The organism is Vandammella animalimorsus (assembly GCF_002285285.1).
In the GTDB taxonomy this organism is placed as follows: Bacteria; Pseudomonadota; Gammaproteobacteria; order Burkholderiales; family Burkholderiaceae_C; genus Lampropedia; species Lampropedia animalimorsus.
Map to the genome: position 1 here is coordinate 257,815 of NZ_NSJF01000004.1, position 23,130 is coordinate 280,944.

General features: G+C 67.6%; 16 protein-coding genes. 13 read left to right on the forward strand and 3 right to left on the reverse strand.

Annotation, left to right across the window (positions count from 1 at the left end; all coding sequences use genetic code 11):
• Window positions 1-22: 22 nt before the first annotated feature.
• The 4 genes from alaS (at window position 23) to CK620_RS09435 (ending at window position 7,576) form a co-directional block, all read left to right on the forward strand.
• Window positions 23-2,956, forward strand: a complete 2,934-nt coding sequence (gene alaS / locus CK620_RS09420) for an alanine--tRNA ligase (RefSeq protein ID WP_095550135.1) — start codon at window positions 23-25, stop codon at window positions 2,954-2,956.
• Window positions 2,957-3,041: 85 nt separating this feature from the next.
• Entirely contained in the window at window positions 3,042-3,614 is a 573-nt protein-coding gene (locus CK620_RS09425) for a sigma-70 family RNA polymerase sigma factor (protein WP_095550076.1), read from the forward strand.
• A 30-nt stretch (window positions 3,615-3,644) separates the two neighbouring features.
• Window positions 3,645-4,700: a FecR domain-containing protein gene (locus CK620_RS09430; protein WP_095550077.1), complete on the forward strand. Its 1,056-nt coding sequence runs from the start codon at window positions 3,645-3,647 to the stop codon at window positions 4,698-4,700.
• Between the two features lie 305 nt (window positions 4,701-5,005).
• Complete coding sequence (locus CK620_RS09435) at window positions 5,006-7,576, forward strand: TonB-dependent siderophore receptor (protein ID WP_179290618.1); 2,571 nt, start codon at window positions 5,006-5,008, stop codon at window positions 7,574-7,576.
• 111 nt (window positions 7,577-7,687) lie between these two features.
• Here the strand turns inward: CK620_RS09435 and ykgO are convergent, their stop codons facing one another.
• Window positions 7,688-7,837: a type B 50S ribosomal protein L36 gene (ykgO, locus tag CK620_RS09440; protein WP_095540037.1), complete on the reverse strand. Its 150-nt coding sequence runs from the start codon at window positions 7,835-7,837 to the stop codon at window positions 7,688-7,690.
• Between the two features lie 260 nt (window positions 7,838-8,097).
• Between ykgO and CK620_RS09445 the strand changes: the two genes are divergently transcribed.
• The 5 genes from CK620_RS09445 (at window position 8,098) to ssb (ending at window position 13,539) form a co-directional block, all read left to right on the forward strand.
• Window positions 8,098-10,437 (forward strand): NADP-dependent malic enzyme, encoded by a 2,340-nt coding sequence (locus CK620_RS09445; protein ID WP_095550079.1) that lies wholly within the window; start codon window positions 8,098-8,100, stop codon window positions 10,435-10,437.
• Window positions 10,438-10,613: 176 nt separating this feature from the next.
• Window positions 10,614-11,039, forward strand: coding sequence for a guanyl-specific ribonuclease (locus CK620_RS09450; protein WP_420894220.1), 426 nt, complete (start codon window positions 10,614-10,616; stop codon window positions 11,037-11,039).
• A gap of 131 nt (window positions 11,040-11,170) precedes the next feature.
• Window positions 11,171-11,866 carry a DUF599 domain-containing protein gene (locus CK620_RS09455; RefSeq protein ID WP_095540039.1) on the forward strand — a complete coding sequence of 232 codons (696 nt, stop codon included), beginning with the start codon at window positions 11,171-11,173 and terminating at the stop codon, window positions 11,864-11,866.
• 153 nt (window positions 11,867-12,019) lie between these two features.
• Window positions 12,020-12,871 (forward strand): tetratricopeptide repeat protein, encoded by an 852-nt coding sequence (locus CK620_RS09460; RefSeq protein ID WP_095550080.1) that lies wholly within the window; start codon window positions 12,020-12,022, stop codon window positions 12,869-12,871.
• Window positions 12,872-13,017: 146 nt separating this feature from the next.
• Window positions 13,018-13,539, forward strand: coding sequence for a single-stranded DNA-binding protein (ssb, locus tag CK620_RS09465; protein WP_095550081.1), 522 nt, complete (start codon window positions 13,018-13,020; stop codon window positions 13,537-13,539).
• A 346-nt stretch (window positions 13,540-13,885) separates the two neighbouring features.
• On the opposite strand, the gene pyrF is transcribed toward ssb, so the two are convergent.
• Both pyrF and secA read right to left on the reverse strand, forming a co-directional pair.
• Complete coding sequence (pyrF, locus tag CK620_RS09470; RefSeq protein WP_095550082.1) at window positions 13,886-14,713, reverse strand: orotidine-5'-phosphate decarboxylase; 828 nt, start codon at window positions 14,711-14,713, stop codon at window positions 13,886-13,888.
• Window positions 14,714-14,817: 104 nt separating this feature from the next.
• Window positions 14,818-17,544 (reverse strand): preprotein translocase subunit SecA, encoded by a 2,727-nt coding sequence (gene secA, locus CK620_RS09475; protein ID WP_095550083.1) that lies wholly within the window; start codon window positions 17,542-17,544, stop codon window positions 14,818-14,820.
• A 331-nt stretch (window positions 17,545-17,875) separates the two neighbouring features.
• Between secA and gspL the strand changes: the two genes are divergently transcribed.
• From gspL to gspD, 4 genes are all read left to right on the forward strand, one after another.
• Window positions 17,876-19,174 carry a type II secretion system protein GspL gene (gene gspL, locus CK620_RS09480; RefSeq protein WP_172424526.1) on the forward strand — a complete coding sequence of 433 codons (1,299 nt, stop codon included), beginning with the start codon at window positions 17,876-17,878 and terminating at the stop codon, window positions 19,172-19,174.
• Entirely contained in the window at window positions 19,171-19,767 is a 597-nt protein-coding gene (gene gspM / locus CK620_RS09485) for a type II secretion system protein GspM (RefSeq protein WP_179290619.1), read from the forward strand. The genes gspL and gspM overlap by 4 nt, the downstream gene beginning before the upstream one ends.
• A gap of 109 nt (window positions 19,768-19,876) precedes the next feature.
• Window positions 19,877-20,680 carry a type II secretion system protein N gene (gene gspN, locus CK620_RS09490; protein WP_095550137.1) on the forward strand — a complete coding sequence of 268 codons (804 nt, stop codon included), beginning with the start codon at window positions 19,877-19,879 and terminating at the stop codon, window positions 20,678-20,680.
• A 9-nt stretch (window positions 20,681-20,689) separates the two neighbouring features.
• Window positions 20,690-23,107: a type II secretion system secretin GspD gene (gspD, locus tag CK620_RS09495; protein WP_095550138.1), complete on the forward strand. Its 2,418-nt coding sequence runs from the start codon at window positions 20,690-20,692 to the stop codon at window positions 23,105-23,107.
• Window positions 23,108-23,130 lie beyond the last annotated feature (23 nt).

Sequence of the window (23,130 nt, forward strand, 5' to 3'; positions counted from 1 at the left end):
GGCCGCGCTTGCTTTTCACACCATGACCACCGACAAACCCACCACCCCCACCTCCGTCGCCGAAATCCGCCAGAGCTTTCTGGACTTCTTCGCCGCCAAGGGCCACACCATCGTGCCCTCGTCCTCGCTCGTGCCTGCCAATGACCCCACGCTGATGTTCACCAACAGCGGCATGGTGCAGTTCAAGGACGTGTTCCTGGGCACTGACAAGCGCCCCTACGTGCGCGCCACCAGCGTGCAGGCCAGCCTGCGTGCCGGCGGCAAGCACAACGATCTGGAAAACGTGGGCTACACCGCGCGCCACCACACCTTTTTCGAAATGCTGGGCAACTGGAGCTTTGGCGACTATTTCAAGAAGGAATCCATCCTCTGGGGCTGGGAGCTGTTGACCAAGGTCTACGGCCTGCCGCCCGAAAAGCTGCTGGCCACTGTCTATCACGAGGACGACGAGGCCTACGACATCTGGACGCAAGTCATCGGCCTGCCGCCCGAGCGCGTGATCCGCATTGGCGACAACAAGGGCGGCAAGTACAAGAGCGACAACTTCTGGATGATGGCCGACACCGGCCCCTGCGGCCCCTGCTCGGAAATCTTTTACGACCACGGCCCGCATATCCCCGGCGGCCCCCCGGGCAGCCCCGATGAAGACGGCGACCGCTTCATCGAAATCTGGAACCACGTGTTCATGCAGTTCGAAATGCATGAAGACGGCAGCGTGACTAAACTGCCCGCGCCCTGCGTGGATACCGGCATGGGCCTTGAGCGCCTGGCAGCCATCCTGCAAGGCGTGCACAGCAATTACGAAATCGACCTGTTTCAGGCGCTCATCCAAGCGGCCGCGCGCGAAACGGGCTGCACCGATTTGAACCATCCCTCACTCAAGGTGATTGCTGACCACATCCGCGCCACCGCATTTTTGGTCAGCGACGGCGTGATTCCGAGCAACGAAGGCCGTGGCTACGTGCAGCGCCGCATCATCCGCCGCGCCATTCGCCACGGCTACAAGCTGGGGCAGAAAAAGCCCTTCTTCCACAAGCTGGTGCGCGATCTGGTGCAGCAAATGGGTGCGGCCTACCCGCGCCTGGCCGAGCAGGAAGCGCGCATCACCGAAGCGCTCAAGACCGAGGAAGAACGCTTCTTCGAAACGCTGGCCAATGGCATGGAAATTCTTTTGGATTGGGTCTTTGACCTGCGAAAGCTGATGCTGGATGCATGGTGCCGGGAAACTGGGAAAGATCGTAGCCTGTTATTCACAATACCATCGGAAACCACCAGACCTTTTTGGTGGGGGAAGGATTCGCTGGATAACGAAAAAATCCAACTAGTTCCTTATCTTCCTTCTAGCCATAAGGATGGCCCATCTTTGGGATGTTCAAGCGCGTTGAAAACGGTCGTTATATTGCCTGATGAGATATACAAATCGCGAGACCTCTTGGATCTTTGTAAAGCACCCGGGTGTGATGTTCATGTTCTGACAGAGTCATGGCGACAGTTGCCAGGGGAGATTGCCTTCAAACTGCACGACACCTATGGCTTCCCGCTTGACCTCACGCAAGACGTGTGCCGCGAGCTCGGCGTGACGGTGGACGTGGCGGGCTTCGACGCCGCCATGCAGCACCAGAAAGACACGGCCCGCGCCGCCGGCAAGTTCAAGATGGACAAGCAGCTCGCCTACGACGGCGTGCCCAGCCGCTTCACCGGCTACACCAGCCTGCAAGAGCAGGCTACCGTGCTCGCCCTGTATGCCGACGGTGCGCCCGTGCAGCAACTGCAAGCCGGGCAGCACGGTGTGGTCGTGCTCGACACCACGCCCTTCTACGCCGAAAGCGGTGGCCAGGTGGGCGATCGCGGCCAAATCACCACCGCCAGCGGCGCGGTGTTTGAGGTGCAGGACACGCAGAAAATCAAGGCCGACGTGTTCGGCCAGCACGGCGTGCTGCAAAGCGGCAGCCTCAAAGTGGGCGATGCGGTGCAGGCCGCGGTCAATGCCGAGCTGCGCGCCGCCACCACGCGCAACCACAGCGTGACGCACCTGATGCACAAGGCCTTGCGCGAAACCCTGGGCGAGCACGTGCAGCAAAAAGGCTCGCTGGTCGATGAGGACAAGACCCGCTTCGACTTCGTGCAAAACGCCCCCGTCACGCAAGAGCAATTGCACCGCATCGAGCAATTGGTCAACGCCGAAATCGTGCAGGACGCGCCCACCGTCATCCGCGAAATGGGCATCGAGGACGCCAAAGCCAGCGGCGCCATGATGCTGTTTGGCGAGAAATACGGCGACGTGGTGCGCGTGGTGGACATTGGCGAGAGCCGCGAACTCTGCGGCGGCACGCACGTGCAGCGTGCCGGGGAAATCGGCCTGTTCAAGCTCGTCATGGAAGGCGGCGTGGCCGCTGGCGTGCGCCGCGTGGAGGCCATCACCGGCGCCAAGGCCCTGGCCTATGTGCAGCAGCTCGAAAGCACCGTGGCCCAGGCCGCGCGCACCCTCAAGGCCCCCGTGCATGAGCTGCAAGCCAAGCTGGAGCAGCAGCTCGAGCATGCCAAGGCGCTGGAAAAGGAAATCGCCGCCCTCAAGGGCAAGCTCGCCTCATCCCAAGGCGACGAGCTGGCCGCCCAGGCCATCGACGTGGGCGGCCTGAAAGTGCTGGCCGCCCAGCTCGACGGCGCCGATGCCAAGACCCTGCGCGACACGCTGGACAAGCTCAAGGACAAACTCAAGAGCGCCGCCATCGTGCTCGCCGCGGTGGATGGCGACAAGGTGCAACTGGCCGCAGGCGTCACCAAAGACGCCGTGGGCCAGCTCAAGGCCGGCGAGCTGGTCAACTTCGTCGCCCAACAAGTGGGCGGCAAAGGCGGCGGCAAGCCCGACATGGCCATGGCCGGCGGCACCGACGCCGCCGCCCTGCCCGCCGCGCTACACAGCGTGCAGGGCTGGGTGGCGGAGAAGCTGGCCTGAGCCTGCACAGCTTGAAGCGGCCAAGCCGTGCACCCCATGGCTTGGCCGCGCTGTTCGCACTGCCCACTTCCAGCCCCGCCCACGCATGACTGCTGTGCCCGCCACCGCCTACCCCCTGCCGCCCGGCTGCGGCGGCCAGGCCGTGGCCCTGCTCTACCAGCAGCACCAGCGCTGGCTGCAAAACTGGCTGCGCCTGCGGCTGGGCCACGACGGCGACGCCGCCGACCTGGCGCAAGACGTGTTCGTGCGCCTGCTGCGCAAGAGCGAGCCGCCCGCCCTCGAAGGCCCGGCCCAGGCCCGCGCCTACCTGGGCAAGATTGCCAGCGACCTGTGCGCCAATCTCTGGCGCCGCCGCGCGCTGGAGCAGGCCTGGCTCGACGCCCTGGCCGCCCAGCCGCCCGCGCTGGCGCCCTCACCCGAGCAACAGGCCATCGTGCTCGAAACCTTGCGTGAAATCGGCAGCGCCATCCTCAGCCTGCCGGGCCGGGGCGCGCCCGCCTTCATCCTGGCCTGCGTGCACGGCATGAGCGAGCAGGAGGCCGCCCAGGCGCTGGGCCTGTCCACCCGCACCGTGCGCAAGCACGTCGCGCGCGGCGTGCTCGCCTGCATGCAACTCAAGGCCCGCTACCACGCCCAGGGGCTGTGGCCGGGCGTTTGAGCGCCCACACCGCCGCCGCTGGCACAGCCCATGAACGCTCGCGACCTGCCCCCTGCCGATGCCGCCGCGCCGCCCTGCCCTGCGGCGATGGAGCAGGCCGCCCAATGGTTTGCCCTGTTGCAATCGGGCCAGGCCAGCGCAGCGGATCGCCAACGCTGGCAGGACTGGCTGGCCGCCAACGCCGAGCACCGCCGCGCCTGGGCCTATGCCGAGGCCGTGGGGCAAGACTTGGCCCAGCTGCGCGCCAGCGCCCACCCGCCCACGCTGGCCGAGCACCTGCTGAGCGCCCAACGCCGCCTGGCGCGCCGCCGCACTCTGCTGGGCCTGGCCCTGATGGCTGGCAGCGGCAGCCTGGGCTGGGCGCTGTGGCGCCACACCAGCCTGCCGCAAACCGTACTGGCCTGGCAGGCCGACGAACGCACGGCCACCGGCCAAATCCGCGCCCTGACCTTGCCCGATGGCACCCGCCTGTGGCTCAACACCGCCAGCGCCGTCAACCTGCGCTACGGCCCGGCCGAGCGCCGCGTCGAACTGCTGCGCGGCGAAGTGCTGATCGCCACCGCGCCCGATGCCGCCCCGGCACAGGCTCCAGCCCGCGCGCGGCCATTTGTGCTCGATACCCCCCACGGCCGCCTGCACGCGCTGGGCACGCGCTTTGCCGCCCGCTTGCTGGATGACGACGCTCAGACTTTGGCCAGCGTCAGCGAAGGCGCGGTGCAGCTGCTGGCCCCTGGCGCAACGCCAGCGGATGCCACCGCCGTTGCGCCCGCCCCCATCCTGCGCGCCGGGCAGCAGGCCCGCCTGGGGCCACAGGGCGTGCAGCACATCGCCACAGCCGACCCGCTGGCGCAAAGCTGGGCCAGCGGCACGCTGCAAGCGCAAGGCATGGCCTTGCAAGCCCTGGCCGATGAGCTGGGCCGCTACTGGAGCGGCCACATCAGCGTGCATGAGGCCGTGGCCCAGCGCACCGTTTTCGGCAGCTTCGATGTGCGTGACGTGCCACGCTCGCTGCACGCGCTGCAGGCAGCCCTGCCCGTGCGCGTCAGCCAGCCGCTGCCGTGGTGGATTCGCATCCAGCCCCGCTGAGCAACCGCCACCGCTCTTGGGCAATGCAGGGGCGCCTTGTTGCAAAAAATTACAAACAAAGTACGACCCAGGCTTCCGGTTTTCCCCCTCTGGCGTGGTTGACCGAATGAGAGACAGATCAACGACAGCGGTGCGATGCACACGCGCCGCTCACGTTCCGCGCCTCCCCCAGCCAGCCGCCAAGCCAGCCAGTCCGCCGCCCTCGTGGCGCAAGGGCAGGACCCGGTCTCTCGTCCCTTCGTCCGGGCAGATGCCGAATGCGCATGCCCGGTGTTCTGATTGGTCGAAACAAGAGGCTTTTTCCTATGAACCGACACCCTCGCCCCTTCGCAGCTCACAGCGCTCAGGCTGCTGGCCGGGCGCTTTCCTACCTATCCGCGGGCGCTGTGCCCGCTGCGCGCGTGCATGCACTGGCCTGGGCCGCCGCACTGGCCAGCGGCCTGCTGCTGGCCGCCGGGCCGCAAACGGGCTGGGCGCAAGCCCATCCTGGCACGGCCCAAAGTGCAGCGCGCAACTACCAAATACCGGCCGGGCCGCTGGGCGCGGCGCTGGCGCGCTTCGGGGCCGAGGCCGGGCTGATCCTGGCCGCTGACGGCCAACTCGTGCAAGGCAGGCAAAGCCCTGGCCTGAACGGCCGCTTTGATGCCGCCAGCGGCCTGGCCGAGCTGTTGCGTGGCACTGGCCTGCATGCCGTGCGCCGCGCCGATGGCAGCTACGCCATTGCGCCCGCGCCCGCATCGGCGCAGGCCCAAGCGCCGGCAGCACCGGCTCGGCCAGCCGCCCCCGCCAGCGCCCAAACCCTGCCGGCCGTCACCGTCACCGCCGCGCCCGATTTGAGCGGCACAACCGAAGGCACGCGCTCCTTCACCACCCGCGCCATGGCCAGCGCCACCGGCCTGGCCCTCTCGCCGCGCCAGACGCCGCAGTCGGTCAGCGTCATCACGCGCGAGCGCATCGAGGCGCAGGGCATGAGCAGCCTGAGCGATGCCGTGGCGGCCACGCCAGGCGTCTATACCGCGCCGTATGACGGACGCGGCGAGGAGTTCAGCGCGCGCGGCTTTTTCATTCACAGCATCCAAGTGGACGGTGTATCCATGGAGTGGGAAAGTGGTTGGTCTGCGGGTGAAACCCGCAACAACCTGGCCATGTACGACCGGGTGGAAGTGGTGCGCGGCGCGGGTGGCCTGATGACCGGTACGGGTGAACCGTCCGCCTCCGTCAACATGATTCGCAAGCGTGCCGATTCGGACGTGTTCACCGGCCAAGTGCAAGGTGAGCTGGGCTCTTGGAAAAACCGCAGCGGCATGGTGGATCTGTCCGCCCCGCTCAACGCCAGCCGCAGCGTGCGCGCCCGCGTGGTGGCGCAGGCGGGCAGCCGCGACACCTTCCGGGACCGCGAGCATTTCAGCAACAGCCTGCTCTATGGCACGGTGGAGGCCGATCTCTCCGACGCCACCCGCCTGACCGTTGGCGCCGACTGGAAACGCAACCGGCCGCGTGGCATTCCTTGGGGCGGGCTGATCCCGTGGTACAGCGATGGCAGCCGCATCGACTGGCAGCGCGGCTACAGTCTGGCACCCCACTGGTCGCAATGGCATTCCTCGCAAAACACGGTGTTTGCCAAGCTCAGCCACAACTTCAACAGCCGCTGGAAGCTGGAGGTAGATGCTCAAAAAAGCCGCAGCACTGCCGACGTCAAAGTTTTATGGCCCGAGGGCTGGCCCGATCGCGCCACGGGCCTGGGCTTGGAAACCGAACGTGACCAGTACGATGCCACGAACACTTACAGCAACATCAACTTGCGCATCCAAGGCGGCTTCGACGCCTGGGGGCGGCAGCACGAGCTCACGGCGGGCCTGTCCAGCGCGCGCCACAAGCTGGTGGGATTCCGTTTCAAGCCCGGTTACGGCGTTCTGGGCAGCATTTGGGATTTCGATGGCCAATACCCCGAGCCTGACACCACCGTGGGCATTGAGCCGCTGCACCATACAACCACGCGCCAGCGGGCCATCCACGCCGCCACGCGCCTGCACCTGGCCGAGCCGCTCAAGCTCATCGTCGGCGCGCGCCTGACGAGCTGGGAGCGCCAGGGCGAGGACACCACCTTCGAGCCCGCCTTCCGCCAGCGCCACAGCGCGGTGATGACGCCCTACATCGGCGCGGTGTACGACATCAATGACAGCTACTCGGCCTACGCCAGCGCCACGCGCATCTTCAACCCGCAGAAAAAACGCGACCGCCACGGCGGCTACCTCGACCCGCTCAAAGGCCAGAACCTGGAAGCGGGCCTGAAGGCCGAATGGCTGGACGGCCAGCTCAACGGCAGCCTGGCCGTGTTCCAGACCACGCAAGACAACTTCGGCGTGGAAGACGGCAACCTGCGCGTGCCCGGCAGCGCCGACGAGCAAGCCTGGCGCGCCGCCAAAGGCGTGAAAACGCGCGGCTACGAGCTGGAGCTGGCCGGCCGCCTGGCCCCCGGCTGGGACGTGGGCCTGGGCTGGACGCAGTTCAGCAGCAAGGACGCGAGCGGCGAGCGCGTGGGCACCACCCGCCCCGGCCGCATGCTCAAGCTGCACACGCAATACCGCCTGGGCGGCGCGTGGAACAAGCTCACGCTCGGCGGCGGCCTGTACTGGCAGGGCCGCATCTACAAGGACGTGCCAAACCCCGTCACCGGCGCGCCCGAGCAATTGCGCCAGAACGCCTACGCACTGCTGAACCTGAGCGCGCGCTACCAGTTCACCCCGCAACTGGCCGCGCGCCTGGCCGTGAACAACGTGTTGGACAAGAAGTACTGGGCCAACGTGGGCTTTTTCGACCGCATGACCTATGGCGCGCCGCGCAGCGTGATGCTGACGGTGGATTACCGCTGGTAAAGCCCCAGGGCCGTGCGCGCCACGGCCCCTTCACAAAAACAGCCCATGGCCTGCATCCCTTGCAGACCATGGGCTGTGTTGGTTTTCAAGCCGCCCGCGCGGGGCTTGGGCTCAACCCTTGCGGCGGTTCTTCGCGCCGCCTTGGCGGGCCTTGAAGCGCGGGTTGCTCTTGCAGATGACGTAGATGCGGCCACGGCGGCGCACGACCTGACAGTCGCGGCTGCGCTTTTTGGCTTCCTTGAGCGATGACAGTACTTGCATGGTGTTTCCTGATGGTGTGAAAAAGCGGCTCGGGGCAGCGGCAAAGGTTGGCTGCATGCCGCGCCCAAAACCGAGACGAGAATCATTCTAGATGATATTTGTTTATTGAAAAGACTGCGGCCTGCTGCGCCTGGGGCCAGCAGCAAGGCATCAGGGCTGCACCTACAATGCTTGGCCGTTGTTTCTGCGCCGCAGGCGCATGGCTGCCATGCGGCTTGCCTGCGGCGCAATTGTTGGATTGCTGGATTTCTGGAGCTTTGATGCCTGACCACCCTGTTGCCCCGCCCGCTGGGGCCCCTGCCGACAAGCGCGCGCTGCTGCGCGAGGCGGCGCTCGAATACCACGAGAAGCCCGTGCCGGGCAAGATTTCCGTCACGCCGACCAAGCAGCTGATGAACCAGTACGAGCTGTCGCTGGCCTATTCGCCCGGCGTGGCCGCGCCCTGTGAGGAGATCCAGAAAGACCCGGCCGCCGCTGCGCGCTACACCAGCCGCGCCAATTTGGTGGGCGTCATCAGCAATGGCACGGCGGTGCTGGGCCTGGGCGATATTGGCGCGCTGGCCTCCAAGCCGGTGATGGAAGGCAAGGGGGTGCTGTTCAAGAAGTTCTCGGGCATCGACGTGTTCGACATCGAGATCGACGAGAAGGACCCGCAGAAGCTGGTGGACATCATCGCCGCGCTGGAGCCGACCTTTGGCGGCATCAATTTGGAGGACATCAAGGCCCCCGAGTGCTTTTTCGTCGAGCGCGAGCTGCGCAAGCGCATGAAGATCCCGGTGTTTCACGACGACCAGCACGGCACGGCCATCGTGGTGGGCGCGGCCGTGATCGGCGGGCTGAAGGTGCTGGGCAAGCGCATTGAGGAGGTCAAGCTGGTGACTTCGGGCGCAGGCGCGGCGGCGCTGGCCTGCCTGGGGCTGCTGCTCAAGCTGGGTTTGAAGAAAGAAAACGTCTGGGTCACCGATATTGAAGGCCTGGTCTATGAAGGCAGAACGGCGCTGATGGACGAGATCAAGGCCCAGTACGCGCAGCAGACAGACAAGCGCACGCTGGCCGAAGCGATCGAGGGCGCGGACGTGTTCCTGGGGCTGTCGGCCGGCGGCGTGCTCAAGCCCGAGATGGTGGCGCGCATGGCCGACAAGCCGCTGGTGCTGGCGCTGGCCAACCCGACGCCGGAAATCCTGCCCGATGAGGTCAAGGCCGTGCGCAGCGATGCAGTGATTGCCACGGGGCGCAGCGATTACCCCAACCAGGTCAACAACGTGCTGTGCTTCCCGTACCTGTTCCGTGGCGCGCTGGACTGCGGCGCCACGGCCATCACCGATGAGATGGAGGTGGCGGCCGTACATGCCATTGCCGAGCTGGCCCAGGCCGAGCAAAGCGAGGAGGTGGCGCGCGCCTATGTGGGCGAAAAGCTGATGTTCGGGCCAGAGTACGTCATCCCCAAGCCGTTCGACCCCCGCCTGATGATCAAGATCGCGCCGGCCGTGGCGCGCGCGGCCCAGGCCAGCGGCGTGGCCTCGCGCCCGATCGAGGACATGGACGCCTACGTGCAGCGGCTGCAGAACTTCGTCTACACCTCGGGCACGATGATGAAGCCCATCATCCTGGCGGCCAAGGCGGCGCAGAAAAAGCGCATCGCCTACAGCGAGGGCGAGGAAGAGCGCGTGCTGCGCGCAGCGCAGATCGTGGTGGACGAGCGCATCGCCCGCCCGACGCTGATCGGCCGCCCGGCCGTGATCGCCCAGCGCATCGAGAAGTTCGGCCTGCGCCTGCAGCAGGGGCGCGACTACGATGTGGTCAACGTCGAGCAGGACGAGCGCTACCAGGACTTCTGGACCAGCTACCACCGCATGACCGAGCGCAAGGGCGTCACAGCCCCCGTGGCCAAGATCGAGATGCGCCGGCGCCTGTCGCTGATCGGCAGCATGCTGCTGCACAAGGGCCACGTCGAGGGGCTGATCTGCGGCACCTGGGGCGGCTACCACAACCACCTGCACTACATCGACCAGGTCATCGGCAAACAGCCCCAGGCGCGCACCTATGCGGCCATGAACGCGCTGATCCTGCCTGGGCGGCAGGTCTTTCTGGTGGACACGCACGTGAACTACGACCCCAGCGCCGAGCAGCTGGCCGAAATCACCATCGCCGCCGCCGCCGAGATGCAGCGCTTTGGCATCCAGCCCAAGGTGGCGCTGCTGTCGCATTCGAGCTTTGGCAGCAGCGACACGCCCAGCGCCGTGAAGATGCGCCAGACCCTGGCGCTGCTGCGCGAGCAAGCGCCCTGGCTGGACGTGGACGGCGAAATGCACGGCGACGTGGCGCTCGACGAACAGGCCCGCCGCGCGCTGATGCCCAGCACCACGCTGCAGGGCGACGCCAACCTGCTGGTGCTGCCCAATATCGACGCGGCCAACATCGCCTACAACCTGCTCAAGACCGCTGCCGGCCACAACATCGCCATCGGCCCCATGCTGCTGGGCGCGGCCAAGGCGGTGCACGTGCTCACGCCCAGCACCACGGTGCGCCGCATCGTCAACATGACGGCGCTGGCCGTGGTCGATGCCAACTCCCGGCACGGCGAGGCCGCGCAGCCATGAGGCCCGCGCCTGGCCTGGGCCGCCAGCAGACACGCCAGGCCCCAAGCGCCCTGGCGGCGGCCCCAGCAACAACCATGGCATCGGGCGCAGCCACAATGCAGCGGCTGCGCCACCGCGCCCGGCCAGTGGTGCGCGCCACCAGCGCTGCTTTGCTGACGGCCTGGGCAGGCTGCGCCATGGCCATGGGCGTGATGCTCTCGCCCGCCGACCCGGCCCCGACGCACGCCGCGCCCACCGAGCAAACGCAAGCGGCCCAGCCACCGTCCCGCGCCGATCGCCAGGCCAAAGCCGACGCCGATGCGCCACGCATGGCCACCATCGGCTGGCGTCAACTGCCGCAGAAAGCGCGCGACACCTATGCGCTGATCTTGCAGGGCGGCCCCTTCCCCTACGACAAGGACGGCAGCGTCTTCGGCAACCGCGAGCGCCTGCTGCCCGTGCAGGCGCGCGGCTACTACCGCGAATACACCGTGCCCACGCCCGGCGTGCGCCACCGCGGCGCGCGGCGCATCGTTTGTGGCGGCCGGCAAGCCACTGCGCCCGAGCATTGCTATTACACGGCCGACCACTACGCCAGCTTCCGTCGCATGCTGTTGCCGTAGTTGCAGGCCACACTGGCGCAACCCCAGGCGGCCCCTGGCATTGCCAAGGCATTGCACACCTTGCCGCCCAAAACCCCAACAGATGCACAGGCGCCCGCCAGGCTGGCGGCGTGCCGCTACCATTGCACGCCATGAAGACTCTTTCGATGCTGTCAGGCTACGACTGGTTGGCCCTGGCCTGCTTTCTGGGCGTATGGTGGGGCTACATGGGCATGACCAAATACAGCCGGATGCGCCACCGCTCGCTGCTGGCCACCACCAACCGCTACCGCCGCTACTGGATGAAGCAGGCCACGATGCGCGACCCGCGCATGCTCGATGGTCTGATCACGCAAAACCTCTCCAGCACGCCCACCTTCTTCAGCTCGACCACCATCATCGTCATCGGCGGTCTGTTTGCGCTGCTGGGCACCACGGACAAGGCCGCCGAGCTGATGCGCGCCTTCCCCTTCGCCCAGCCCGCGCCGCCAGAGGTGTTCGAGCTGAAGATCCTGCTGCTGATCTCCATCTTCGTGTACGCGTTCTTCCGCTTCTCGTGGTCCATGCGGCAGTACACCTTCGTGGCGCTGGCCATTGGCGGCATGCCCCCCGTCGATGAGTTCAAGGCTGGGCGCTTTGACCCCAATTACTACGCCGAGCGCGCCGGCAAGCTGGTGGGCCGCGCCGCCGAGGCATTCAACGACGGGCTGCGCGCCTACTACTTCTCCTTTGCCGCCCTGGCCTGGTTCTTCTCGCCCCTGGCGCTGATGGCCGCCACGGCACTGGTGGTGTTCATCCTGTACTCGCGCGAATTCCACTCCGACGTGCTCAAGATCCTGGCCGAGTAGCCCAGCTCCTGCGCAAAAGCCGACACATTGGCCTGCAATGTGTTGCAGAATGACACGCTTACCGCCTGCTCAAACGGCCGGCGGTTGAAGATCATCCCCCGGCAGGCTTAGCAGCCTCGGCAGGGCTGTCTCAACAAATGCAACAACCACAGCATGCAAGAGTACCGGCAAGTGCTGGCGCGGGCGGAGCAACTGATGCGCGCAGGCGATTACCAGGCGGCGTTGGCCATCCTGGAGTTCCTGCTGCCCAGGCACCCCAACGTCGTGGCCTTGCATTGGTACCGCAGCCGCTGCCTGGTGCGGCTGGGGCAGCGCGACAAGGCCCGCATTGCGCTGACGGCTGTGCTGCGCGCGCGGCCCAACTTCGTGCCAGCGCTGATGATCCGCGTCAAGCTCGCACGCGACGATGCGGAGGACTTCGACGTCGAGCCGCTGCTGCGGCGCATTTTGCTGCTCGAGCCCGAGCGCGCCCGCGCCATGTACTGGCTGGCCGATACGCTGCTGCAGCGCGGCCCCGAGCACCAGCGCGAAGCCCTGCAGCTGCTCGACCAAAGCATCGCTCTGTCCCCGGATCTGCTCAAGGCACGGTTGCGCCGCGCTGATTTGCTGATCGAGCAAAGCGAAGACCCCGAGCAGCTGCCGCAAGACGCTCAGCTGCACACCGACGCCCTGGGCGTAGGCCTGGACCGCAGCAAGCTGGAGGCCGCGCTGGCCGATCTGCAATACGTGGCCGATCGCCGCCACCATGAAAAAGCCGACATCCGCGCCGCGCACATCCTGCTGCGCCTGGGCCGCCAGCAGGAAGCCCTGGGGCATTTCGACCGCATGTTGGCGCGCCTTGCTTCAAACGATCCCCGGCGCGCCGCGTTGCAGCTGCTGCGCCAGCAGGCCCTGCAACGCCCCCTGCCAGATGCTGGGTTCACCACCAGCGGCGCCGCCACAGCCAGCGCGCCCGATCACGGCATGGGCAACGCCACTGGCAGCGCGCAAGCTGCGGCACAATAGCCTGCCCTTGCTGGCACCAACGGCTGCCCGGGCCTTATCCGCACACCCCCAGGCGCGCTTTGCGCGGGCCGCCACGAACGACGCGGACAGGGCCAGCGCCGACAACCGCTGCCAGTCATTTGTCCCGTCTTGAAAGAAAACGCACCATGGCCTCAGTCAATAAAGTCATCCTCGTCGGCAACCTCGGACGCGACCCCGAGTTGCGCATGTTCCCCAGCGGCGGCCAGGTGGCCAACGTCAGCGTGGCCACGACCGAACAATGGCGCGACAAGCAAACCGGCGAGCGGCGCGAGCTGACCGAATGGCACAACGTGGTCTTCAATGACCGCCTGGCCGAAATCGCTGCGCAGTACCTGCGCAAAGGCTCGTCCGTCTACATCGAAGGGCGCATCCGCACGCGCAAATGGCAAGACCAATCCGGCCAGGATCGCTACACCACCGAAATCCGCGCCGACGTCATGCAAATGCTCGGCGGCCGGGGCAGCGGCGGTGGGGACGGCGGCTACGACGGTGGCGGCTACAGCAGCGGCGGTTATGGCGGCGGCGCCCCGGCCCGCCAGCAGCCCGAGCGCCCGCCCCAAGCCGCCCCCGCAGCCCAGCGCCCCGCTGCCCCGCCGCCGCCGGCACAGAGCTTCGACCAGTTCGAGGACGACGACATTCCGTTCTGAGAACAGTCCTCAACCAAGGGCTGAGCAAAGCAAAATGGCCCAGGCAATGCCTCTTTCTGCCCCCCTGGGCCAGCAGTGGCACAGGTTGCCCCGATGCGCAGCAAAGGGGCCCAAGCATCCCGGCCCCTGCCCCCACACGGGCGGCAACTACCGAGCCAATCTCACCAAGACTTTGAACGCTCTTAGAGCCTGTTCAAAATCTCGGCGCGAGTGGGCAAGAAGCAGTTTGGGGTGGGCGGCAAGGCGCAAAACGCAGCCATAGCTGGGGCTATGGCGAGGCTTTGCAACGCAGCAGAGCGCCCAAATCCGCTCTCTTGACCGCCGTGCAAAGATTTGGAACAGGCTCTTACGCCGGCACTGCCGCGTTGAGCTCGTCGCGCGTGCGCAATGCCTGGGCGCGCGCGGCCTGGGCAAAATCGGCCCCCTGGCTGGCGTAGAGGATGGCGCGCGAGGAGTTGATGGCCACGCTGCCTGGGCCGGTATAAGCGGCGCGCACCGTGGCCACGGCATCGCCGCCCTGCGCGCCCACGCCCGGGATCAGCAGCGGCAGGCTGGGGGCGCAGCGGCGCACGGCCGCCACGTCCTCGGGGTAGGTCGCGCCCACCACCAGGCCCAGCTGGCCATTGCTGTTCCAGCCCCCCTGGGCCTGGGCGGCCAGGTGCTCGAACAGACGCGGCTGACCCGGCACGTCAGCCAGGCGCTGTGCCTGAAAGTCATTGCCGCCAGGGTTGGATGTGCGGCACAGCAGGAATACGCCCTTGTCCGGATATTGCAGATAGGGCTGCACCGTGTCTTGCCCCATGAAGGGCGAGACCGTGACGGCATCGGCCCCATAGCGCTCAAAGGCTTCGCGCGCGTACTGCACGGCAGTGGCGCCAATGTCGCCGCGCTTGGCGTCGAGGATGACCGGCACGCCGGGCGCGGCTTTGCGGATGTGGGCGATCAGGCGCTCGAGCTGCGCCTCCGCGCCTTGCGCGGCAAAGTAGGCAATCTGCGGCTTGAAGGCACAGGCCAGATCGGCCGTGGCATCGACGATGGCCGCGCAAAAATCGTAAATGCCTGCCGCGCCCTGGGGCAGGTGGGAGGGGAAGCGGGCCGGCTCGGGATCCAGCCCGACGCACAGCATGGTGTGCTGGCTGCGCGATGCAGCCGTCAGTTGATCGGTAAAACGCATGGCGCGAGATTGTGGCACAGCGCCTGCCGGCCCAATGCAGAGCCAGCGGCCCGGGCAGTGCGACGGCGCCAAGCGCTGTGAACCTCAGCGCCGCACCGCGCAACTCAAGTCAGCTGGCCGTGGCAGTGCTTGTACTTCTTGCCGCTGCCGCAGGGGCAGGGGTCGTTGCGGCCCACGCGCGGCAACGGCTGACCATCCTCGGCAAAAGCGGCCTGGGCGTTGGTCTGGTCGATGGCGCGCTGGGCAATGTCCTCTGCGGCTTGCTCCATGTTCTCGGCGGCCTGCTCGACCTGCTCCGGATCCTGGATGCGCACGCGCATGATGATGCGCGTGACTTCGGCGCTGGAGTTGCTCAGCATCAGGCGGAACAGCTCGAAGGCCTCGCGCTTGTATTCCTGCTTGGGCTGCTTTTGCGCAAAGCCGCGCAGGTGAATGCCCTGGCGCAGGTAGTCCAGCGCGCTGAGGTGGTCGCGCCAGGCGGTGTCGAAAGTTTGCAGCAACACCACACGCTCGAAGTGCCCGAACTGGGCCGCGCCCACGCGCTCGACCTTCTCGGCATAGGCCGCATCGGCCGCCTGCAGCACCTGCTCCAGGATGTCCTCGGCGGCGATGGTGTCGGCCGCCTGGGCCTTTTCAACCAGGTTCAGGTGCAGATCCCATTCCTGGGCCAGCTCGGCCTCCAACGCGGGCAGATCCCACTGCTCCTCCATCGAATCGGGCGGCACATGGCGTTGCACCAGCTCGGTGAAGGTGTCCTGGCGCATGTTGGCGATGAACTCGCTCACATGCTCGGCGTCGAGGATTTCGTTGCGCTGCGCGTAGATGACCTTGCGCTGCTCGTTGGAGACGTCGTCGTAGTCCAGCAGTTGCTTGCGGATGTCGAAGTTGCGCGCCTCGACCTTGCGCTGGGCCGATTCGATGCTGCGCGTGACCATGCCCGCCTCGATGGCTTCGCCCTCGGGCATCTTCAGGCGCTCCATGATGGCGCGCACGCGGTCACCGGCGAAGATGCGCATCAACGGGTCGTCCAGCCCCAGGTAGAAGCGCGAGGAGCCCGGATCGCCCTGGCGGCCCGAGCGGCCGCGCAGCTGGTTGTCGATGCGGCGCGATTCATGGCGCTCGGTGGCGATGATGCGCAGCCCGCCCAAGCCCTTGATCTTGGCGTTGTCGGCCTTCCATTGCTCGCGCAGGGCCTCGATTTGCTGCTGACGCGCGGCCTCGTCCAATGCCTCGTCAGCCTCCAGCACGGCCAGTTGCTTTTCGATGTTGCCGCCCAGCACGATGTCGGTGCCGCGCCCGGCCATGTTGGTGGCGATGGTGATCATGCCCTCGCGCCCGGCCTGGGCAATGATGTCGGCCTCGCGCTCGTGCTGCTTGGCGTTGAGCACCTGGTGCGGCAGGCCGGCCTGCTCCAGCAGGCCGGAGATGATTTCGGAGTTCTCGATCGAGCTGGTGCCCACCAGCACCGGCTGGCCGCGCTCGTGGCACTCGCGGATGTCGGCAATGGCCGCTTGGTATTTTTCCTTGGTGGTCTTGTAGACGCGGTCGAGCTGATCCTCGCGCTGGCTCTTGCGGTTGGGCGGGATGATGACCGTCTCCAGCCCGTAGATTTCCTGGAACTCATAGGCCTCGGTGTCGGCCGTGCCCGTCATGCCCGCCAGCTTCTCGTACATGCGGAAGTAGTTCTGGAAGGTGATCGAGGCCATGGTGGTGTTCTCGGCCTGCACGCGCACGCCTTCCTTGGCCTCGACGGCCTGGTGCAGGCCATCGCTCCAGCGGCGCCCAGCCATCAGGCGGCCGGTGAACTCATCGACGATGATGACCTCGTCGTTCTGCACCACGTAATGCTCGTCGCGGTTGAAGAGCGTGTGCGCGCGCAGCGCAGCGTACAGGTGATGCACCAGCATGATGTTGCTGGGGTCGTAGAGCGAGCCGCCCTCGGCCAGCAGGCCCTGCTCGGCCAGGATGCGCTCGGCGCTCTCATAGCCCTGGTCGGTCAGGTGCACCTGGCGCGATTTCTCGTCCACCGTGTAATCGCCCGGGGTGATCACGCCCTCGCCGGTGCGCGGGTCGGCCTCGCCCTCCTGGCGCACCAGCTGCGGCGCGATGGTGTTCATCACCTGGTAGACCTTGGTGTTGTCCTCGGCCGGGCCGCTGATGATCAGCGGCGTGCGCGCCTCGTCGATCAGGATGGAGTCCACCTCATCGACGATGGCAAAGTGCAGGCTGCGCTGCACGCGCTCGCCGGCCTCGTAGACCATGTTGTCGCGCAGGTAGTCGAAGCCGTATTCGTTGTTCGTGCCGTAGGTAATGTCGGCGTTGTAGGCGGCCTGCTTGGCCTCCTTGGGCAGCATGGCCAGGTTGATGCCCACCGTCAGGCCCAGGAAGCGGTACAGCCGCCCCATCCACTCCGCATCGCGGCGCGCCAGGTAGTCGTTGACCGTGACCACGTGCACGCCCTTGCCCTGCAGTGCATTGAGGTACACCGGCAGCGTCGAGGTCAGCGTCTTGCCCTCGCCAGTGCGCATCTCGGCGATCTTGCCGTAGTGCAAGGCCATGCCGCCGATGAGCTGCACATCAAAGTGGCGCATCTTCATCACGCGCTTGGAGGCCTCGCGCACCACGGCAAAGGCCTCGGGCAGCAGTGCATCCAGGCCCTCGCCCGCAGCCAGGCGCTGCTTGAACTGCGCAGTCTTGCCTGCCAACTCCTCATCGCTGAGCTTTTCCAGCTCGGGCTCCATCGCGTTGATGCGGTTGACCGTCTTGCGGTATTGCTTGAGCAGGCGGTCATTGCGGCTGCCAAACAGCTTGGTGAGGAAATTGGTGGCCATGAAAAATCACCACCTCGCAACACCCGGGGCGCAGCCCAGGCCGAGGGGCCTTCAAATATCAATTGCAAATCAAAAGTCCGCCACGCGCCTGAGCCCAAAAAGCCAAGCCAGCCAATGCCGAACTCGCGGTGAAAACCGCCGCGCATTCTACCTACCGCGCGACCAGCCAGCGCCATGCCCGCTGGCCATGCAGGCATCTGGGGCTGTCGGCGGCCTTTTCAAGCCCGCTCCTGCCCACGCAGCGCGATCCGCAACGGTTGCGCCGCCGCCACGGATGCGCTCTTGGGATGGTCTGTGGGCTCACTACAATAGCCCGCCGATTGGAAGTGACATGCCCGCCCTGATTCTCGAAGCCCCCTCGCACCTGCTGCCCGCGCAAAGCCCGTGGGCCTTCGTGCGCAGCGCCGATGGCCAGACCATCAGCGACAGCGGGCACAGCCCCGTGGGCCTGCTGCCTGTGCCGGGCAAAGGCACGGAGGTGGTGCTGGTGCTGCCGGTGCAGGATGTGTCCTGGCACTGGGTGCGGCTGCCGCAGATCGCCCTCAAGGATCGCGCCCGGCTGCGCGCCGTGCTGCAGGGCCTGCTGGAAGACCAGCTGCTCGACGAGCCCGAGCAACTGCACTTTGCGCTGGCGCCACAGGCGCGCGCTGGCGCACCTTGCTGGGTGGCGGTGTGCCAGACCGGGCGCCTGCAAGCCCATGTGACCGCCCTGGCCCAGCAGGGCCTGCAGGTACAACGCATCGTGCCGGCCTTTGCCCCGCCGCCGCACGAGCCCACCGCTGCAGCCGATGCCAGCGACGCCGCGCCGGCGACCGCCAGCCTGTATGCCATCGGCACCGAGGACGATCCCTGGCTGGTGGCCGTAGGCGCCGGCCAGGGCGGTAGCGCGCCAACGCCACAGGCCGGCGTACTGGCCCTGCCGCTGACGGCCAGCGCCGCCGCGCTGGACTGCGTGGCCCAACCCGGCGCAGCCGTGCAGGCCGAGCCGGCCCTGTACCAGCTGGCCCAGCAGCGCCTGGGCCGCCCGGTGCAGTTGCTGGAGCCACCCCAGCGCCTGCTGCAGGCGGCCCAGTCGCCGTGGAACCTGGCGCAGTTCCAGTTTGCCAACAGCGGGCGCGACCGCCTGGGGCAAAACCTGAACAAAGGGCTGCAGAATTTTCTGCGCGCCCCGGCCTGGCGCTGGGCACGCTGGGGCGCAGCCCTGCTGGTGCTGGTGCAGCTGGCCGGCGTCCAACTCTGGGCCTGGCAGGCGCGCCGCGATTTACAGCAGCTGCACGCCCAGGTCGATACGGTGTTTCGCAGCACCTTCCCAAAAGTGGCGGTGGTGGTCGATGCGCCACGGCAAATGCGCCAGGAGCTGCAGCGCCTGCAACAGCAAAGCGGCGCGCTGACGCCCGGCTCCTTCGAGGTGTTGGCCGGCGCGGCCGGCCTGGGCCTGCCCGAGGACATGCGCCCGCAGGAGCTGCACTATGAAAACGCCCAGTTGCGTCTGGGCGGCCTGCCGCATGGCAGCGAATTACTGCAGCAATGGGAGGACGGCCTGGCCGCACAAGGCCTGCTGGCGCAGTGGCACGAAGGCCGCCTGCAGATCGAGCCGGCGCCGACCACCCCAACAAGGGGCCAGCCATGAACCGCCCTGCACAGCCCCCCGCCAAAGCCTCCGGTCATGGGCCGAGCCGCGTCGGCGCGACGCTGGCGCCGCTGCGCCAACGCTGGCACAACCTGCAGGCGCGCGAGCGCAGCATGCTGGCGCTGGCCGCGGCCGTGGTGGCTGGCGGGCTGCTGTGGGCACTGGCGCTGCAACCGGCTTGGCGCACCTGGCAAGGCTACGAGCCCCGGCGCCTGGCGTTGGAGCAACAGCTGCAACACATGCAGGCCATGCGCCAGCAAGCGCAGCAATTGCAGCAGCAGCTGGCCAGCAGCGCCACGGCCAGCAGCACGCCAGCGGCGCTGGCCGCCGCCGTGGAGGCCAGCGCCAAACGCCTGCTGGCCGCGCCCGGCCAGAGCGCCGATGCCGCGCCGCAGCTGACCGTGGCCGGCGACCGCGCCACCGTGCGCCTGCGCGCCGTGCCCGCAGCCCAGCTGCTGCAATGGCTGCGCGAAGTGCGCGAGACCACGCGCAGCCAGCCCGTGCAAGTGCAGCTCAGCCGCGACGCGGGCAATGGCACGCCACGCTGGAGCGGGCACATCGTCCTGGCGCTGCCCAGCGGCGCCCAGCCTTGAGCAGCACGGCCATGGTCATGCATTGCCACAGCCAGCCGATGATCGCCACCAGGCCACCTGCTGCGGCCTGGCCCTGGCTGCGCCGCGCCACGGCCGGGAGCAGACCGCGATGAGCCAGCGCCAACGCAACCCACGTACAGCGCCCGCACCGGCCCGCATGGGGCGCTGGGCGCTGCTGGGCGCGCTGCTGGGCATGCTGTGGGCGCTGGCCCTGTATGCACCGGCGCGCTGGATGGCCCAGGCGCTGGAGCATGCCAGCCAGGGGCAGGTGCAGCTGCAACAGGCGCGCGGCACGCTCTGGAATGGCTCGGCCGTGCTGGTGCTCACCGGCGGCGCGGGCAGCCAAGACCGCATGCGCCTGCCCGGCCGCCTGAGCTGGGCGCTGCGCCCGGCCTGGCTGGGCGCCCGGCTGCAGCTGCTGCCCGATTGCTGCGCCGCCGAACCTGCCCAGCTGCGGCTGCGCCTGGGCTGGCAGCGCGCCGAGCTGCACATAGCCACGCACCAAAGCCAATGGCCGTCGAGCCTGCTGCAGGGCCTGGGCGCGCCGTGGAACACCTTGCAACTTGACGGCCAGCTGAGCCTGCACATAGAGAATTTGCGCCTGCAATGGGCAGCTGGCCGCAGCCTGGTGCAAGGCACGCTGGAGGCCTCGCTGAAAAACGCCACGTCGCGGCTGAGCACCATCCGGCCCCTGGGCAGCTATCGCCTTATCATGCACGGCGGCGAGGCCCTGGGCCTGCAGCTGTTGACCGATGCCGGGCCGCTGCAGCTCAGCGGCCAGGGGCACTGGCAAGCCCAGCGGCTGCGCTTTGCCGGCCAGGCCAGCGCCACGCCGGAGCATCTGCCCGCCTTGTCCAATCTGCTGAGTTTGCTCGGTCGCCGCGATGGCGATCGCGCCATTTTGAATTTCTAGATGGTCCGCATGGATTTCCTACACACCGCCCAGGCGGCTGACCGCACTGGCGCCGCACCCTTCCCCAAGGCCAAGACCGCACTGGCCAGCGGCGCGCTGGCATTGGCCCTGGCGCTGGCTGGCCAGGGCATGGCCTGGGCCCAGGCCGGCCAGCCCAGCGTGCGCCGCGGCGAGCCGGTGACGCTGAATTTCGAGAACGCCGAGATCGAGGCCGTGGCGCGCACCATGGCCACCATCACCGGCCGCAACGTGGTGGTCGATCCGCGCGTGCGCGGCACGCTGAATTTGGTCACCGAGCACCCGGTGTCGGCGCAGGCGGCCTTTGACCAGTTCCTGGTGGCGCTGCGCCTGCAGGGTTTTACGGTGGTGGAGGCCGCCGGCCTGTACAAGGTGGTGCCCGAAGCCGATGCCAAGCTGCAAAGCGGCGGCGTGCACGTCTCGCAAGGGGCCTTCCCGGCGCGCGGGCCGCGCGGCGGGCAGATCGTCACACAGATCTTCCGCCTCAACTATGAAAGCGCGGCCAATCTGGTGCCGACGCTGCGCCCGCTGATCAGCCCCAACAACACCATCAACGTCAACCCCGGCACGAATGCGCTGGTGATCACCGATTACGCCGACAACCTGGCGCGCATCGCCAAGATCATTGCCGCACTGGACGTGGCCGAGGGCACGGATCTGGAGGTCATCCCCCTCAAGCACGCGGTGGCCAGCGAGATGGTGCCACTGCTCACGCGCCTGCTGGGCAGCGACGGGGGCGCGGCCGTGGTGGCCAACGGCGGCGGCCAGGCGGCAGCGGCCGTGCCGGGCGGCGGGCAGGGCTTTCGCGCCACCATCCTCTCGGACATGCGCAGCAACAGCATCATCGTGCGCGCGGCCAACCCGGCGCGGCTGGCGCAAATCCGCAAGCTGGTGCAGCACCTGGACCAGCCGCCCGCGCCCGGCAGCTCGGCCGAGCACGGCAACATCCACGTGGTGTTCCTGAAAAACGCCGAGGCCAAGCAGCTGGCGCAAACCCTGCGCGCCGCGCTGGCTGCCGGGCGGCTGGGCGGCAGCCAGGGCAGCGCCGACGAGGGCCGCAGCAGCAGCGCCGGCACAGGCCGCAGCGAGGGCACTGCCGCCGCCGGCGCCACGGGCGCAGGCCTGAGCAGCAGCGCGGCCCTGGGCGAGGGCGGCAGCGCCCACTTCGGTCAGAGCCAGGCCGTCTCCACCGGCGGCATCATCCAGGCCGACCCGGCCACCAATTCGCTCATCATCACCGCGCCCGATCCGCTGTACCGCCAACTGCGCGCCGTGATCGACAAGCTCGACAGCCGCCGCGCCCAGGTGCTGATCGAGAGCATGGTGGTGGAGGTGCGCGCCGACAAGGCGGCCGAGTTCGGCATCCAGTGGCAAGGCGGCATCGGCCGCCAGGGCGACTCCAACGTGGGCGCCATCGGCACCAACTTCCGAGGAACGGGCAACATCATCGACCTGGCCGTGGCCGCAGAGGCGGCGCGGCGCGGCCGCGGCGGCCTGGGCAGCTTGTCATCGGACATGCTGGGCAACGGCATCAACCTGGGCTTGGCGCACAACTACGGCGGCACCTACGTGCTGGGCCTGCTGGCGCGCTTTCTGGAAGACACGGGCGATGCCAACGTGCTGTCCACGCCCAACATCCTGACGCTGGACAACGAGGAGGCGCGCATCATGATCGGCTCGAACGTGCCCTTCGTCACCGGCCGCTACACCAACAACAACAGCATTGGCAGCGGCTCGGTCAACCCCTTCCAGACCATCGAGCGCCAGGACGTGGGCCTGTCGCTGCGCGTCAAGCCGCAGATCAACGAGAACGGCACCGTCAAGCTGGCCGTGGTGCAGGAAATCTCCGACGTGCTGGCCAGCACCATCAACAACGCCAGCGGCCCCAGCACCAGCAAGCGCCTGATCGAAACCAACATCCTGGTCGAGGACGGCGGCATCATCGTGCTCGGCGGCCTGCTGGAAGACCGCTACGGCCAGCGCCAGGAAAAAGTGCCGCTGCTGGGCGACATCCCCGTGCTGGGCAATGCCTTTCGCAGCGAGCGCCGCACCCGCGACAAGGTCAACCTGATGGTGTTCCTGCGCCCCACCGTGATCTACGACAGCGCCGGCAGCGACGCCATGGCCATGGAACGCTACGACATGATCCGAGGCGACCAAAGCATCGTGCAGCCAGGCCGCCATCTGATTCTGGACAGCATCAACGCCGCGCCGCAACTGCCGCAGTTGCCGCAACTGCCCTCGCCCCCGGCGCAGGAGTCGGACAAGGAGCGTCAAGCCCGTCAGGCGCGGCGCACGCCGCCGCTCTCCAGCCTGACGCGCGACTCCCTGCATGCGCCGCCCGCTGGCGGCCGCCAGGTCGATGCGCGCCAGCTGCGCAGCGGCGAATCCGACGGCTGGGCCGATTGACGCGGCCAACGCCCAATCTTATT

Excerpts from the sequence above, each read along its gene's own strand:
- alaS (WP_095550135.1), top strand. The coding sequence starts at position 23 with ATGACCACCGACAAACCCACCACCCCCACCTCCGTCGCCGAAATCCGC.
- CK620_RS09425 (WP_095550076.1), top strand. The coding sequence starts at position 3,042 with ATGACTGCTGTGCCCGCCACCGCCTACCCCCTGCCGCCCGGCTGCGGC.
- CK620_RS09430 (WP_095550077.1), top strand. The coding sequence starts at position 3,645 with ATGAACGCTCGCGACCTGCCCCCTGCCGATGCCGCCGCGCCGCCCTGC.
- CK620_RS09435 (WP_179290618.1), top strand. The coding sequence starts at position 5,006 with ATGAACCGACACCCTCGCCCCTTCGCAGCTCACAGCGCTCAGGCTGCT.
- ykgO (WP_095540037.1), bottom strand. The coding sequence starts at position 7,837 with ATGCAAGTACTGTCATCGCTCAAGGAAGCCAAAAAGCGCAGCCGCGAC.
- CK620_RS09445 (WP_095550079.1), top strand. The coding sequence starts at position 8,098 with ATGCCTGACCACCCTGTTGCCCCGCCCGCTGGGGCCCCTGCCGACAAG.
- CK620_RS09450 (WP_420894220.1), top strand. The coding sequence starts at position 10,614 with ATGGCCATGGGCGTGATGCTCTCGCCCGCCGACCCGGCCCCGACGCAC.
- CK620_RS09455 (WP_095540039.1), top strand. The coding sequence starts at position 11,171 with ATGAAGACTCTTTCGATGCTGTCAGGCTACGACTGGTTGGCCCTGGCC.
- CK620_RS09460 (WP_095550080.1), top strand. The coding sequence starts at position 12,020 with ATGCAAGAGTACCGGCAAGTGCTGGCGCGGGCGGAGCAACTGATGCGC.
- ssb (WP_095550081.1), top strand. The coding sequence starts at position 13,018 with ATGGCCTCAGTCAATAAAGTCATCCTCGTCGGCAACCTCGGACGCGAC.
- pyrF (WP_095550082.1), bottom strand. The coding sequence starts at position 14,713 with ATGCGTTTTACCGATCAACTGACGGCTGCATCGCGCAGCCAGCACACC.
- secA (WP_095550083.1), bottom strand. The coding sequence starts at position 17,544 with ATGGCCACCAATTTCCTCACCAAGCTGTTTGGCAGCCGCAATGACCGC.
- gspL (WP_172424526.1), top strand. The coding sequence starts at position 17,876 with ATGCCCGCCCTGATTCTCGAAGCCCCCTCGCACCTGCTGCCCGCGCAA.
- gspM (WP_179290619.1), top strand. The coding sequence starts at position 19,171 with ATGAACCGCCCTGCACAGCCCCCCGCCAAAGCCTCCGGTCATGGGCCG.
- gspN (WP_095550137.1), top strand. The coding sequence starts at position 19,877 with ATGAGCCAGCGCCAACGCAACCCACGTACAGCGCCCGCACCGGCCCGC.
- gspD (WP_095550138.1), top strand. The coding sequence starts at position 20,690 with ATGGATTTCCTACACACCGCCCAGGCGGCTGACCGCACTGGCGCCGCA.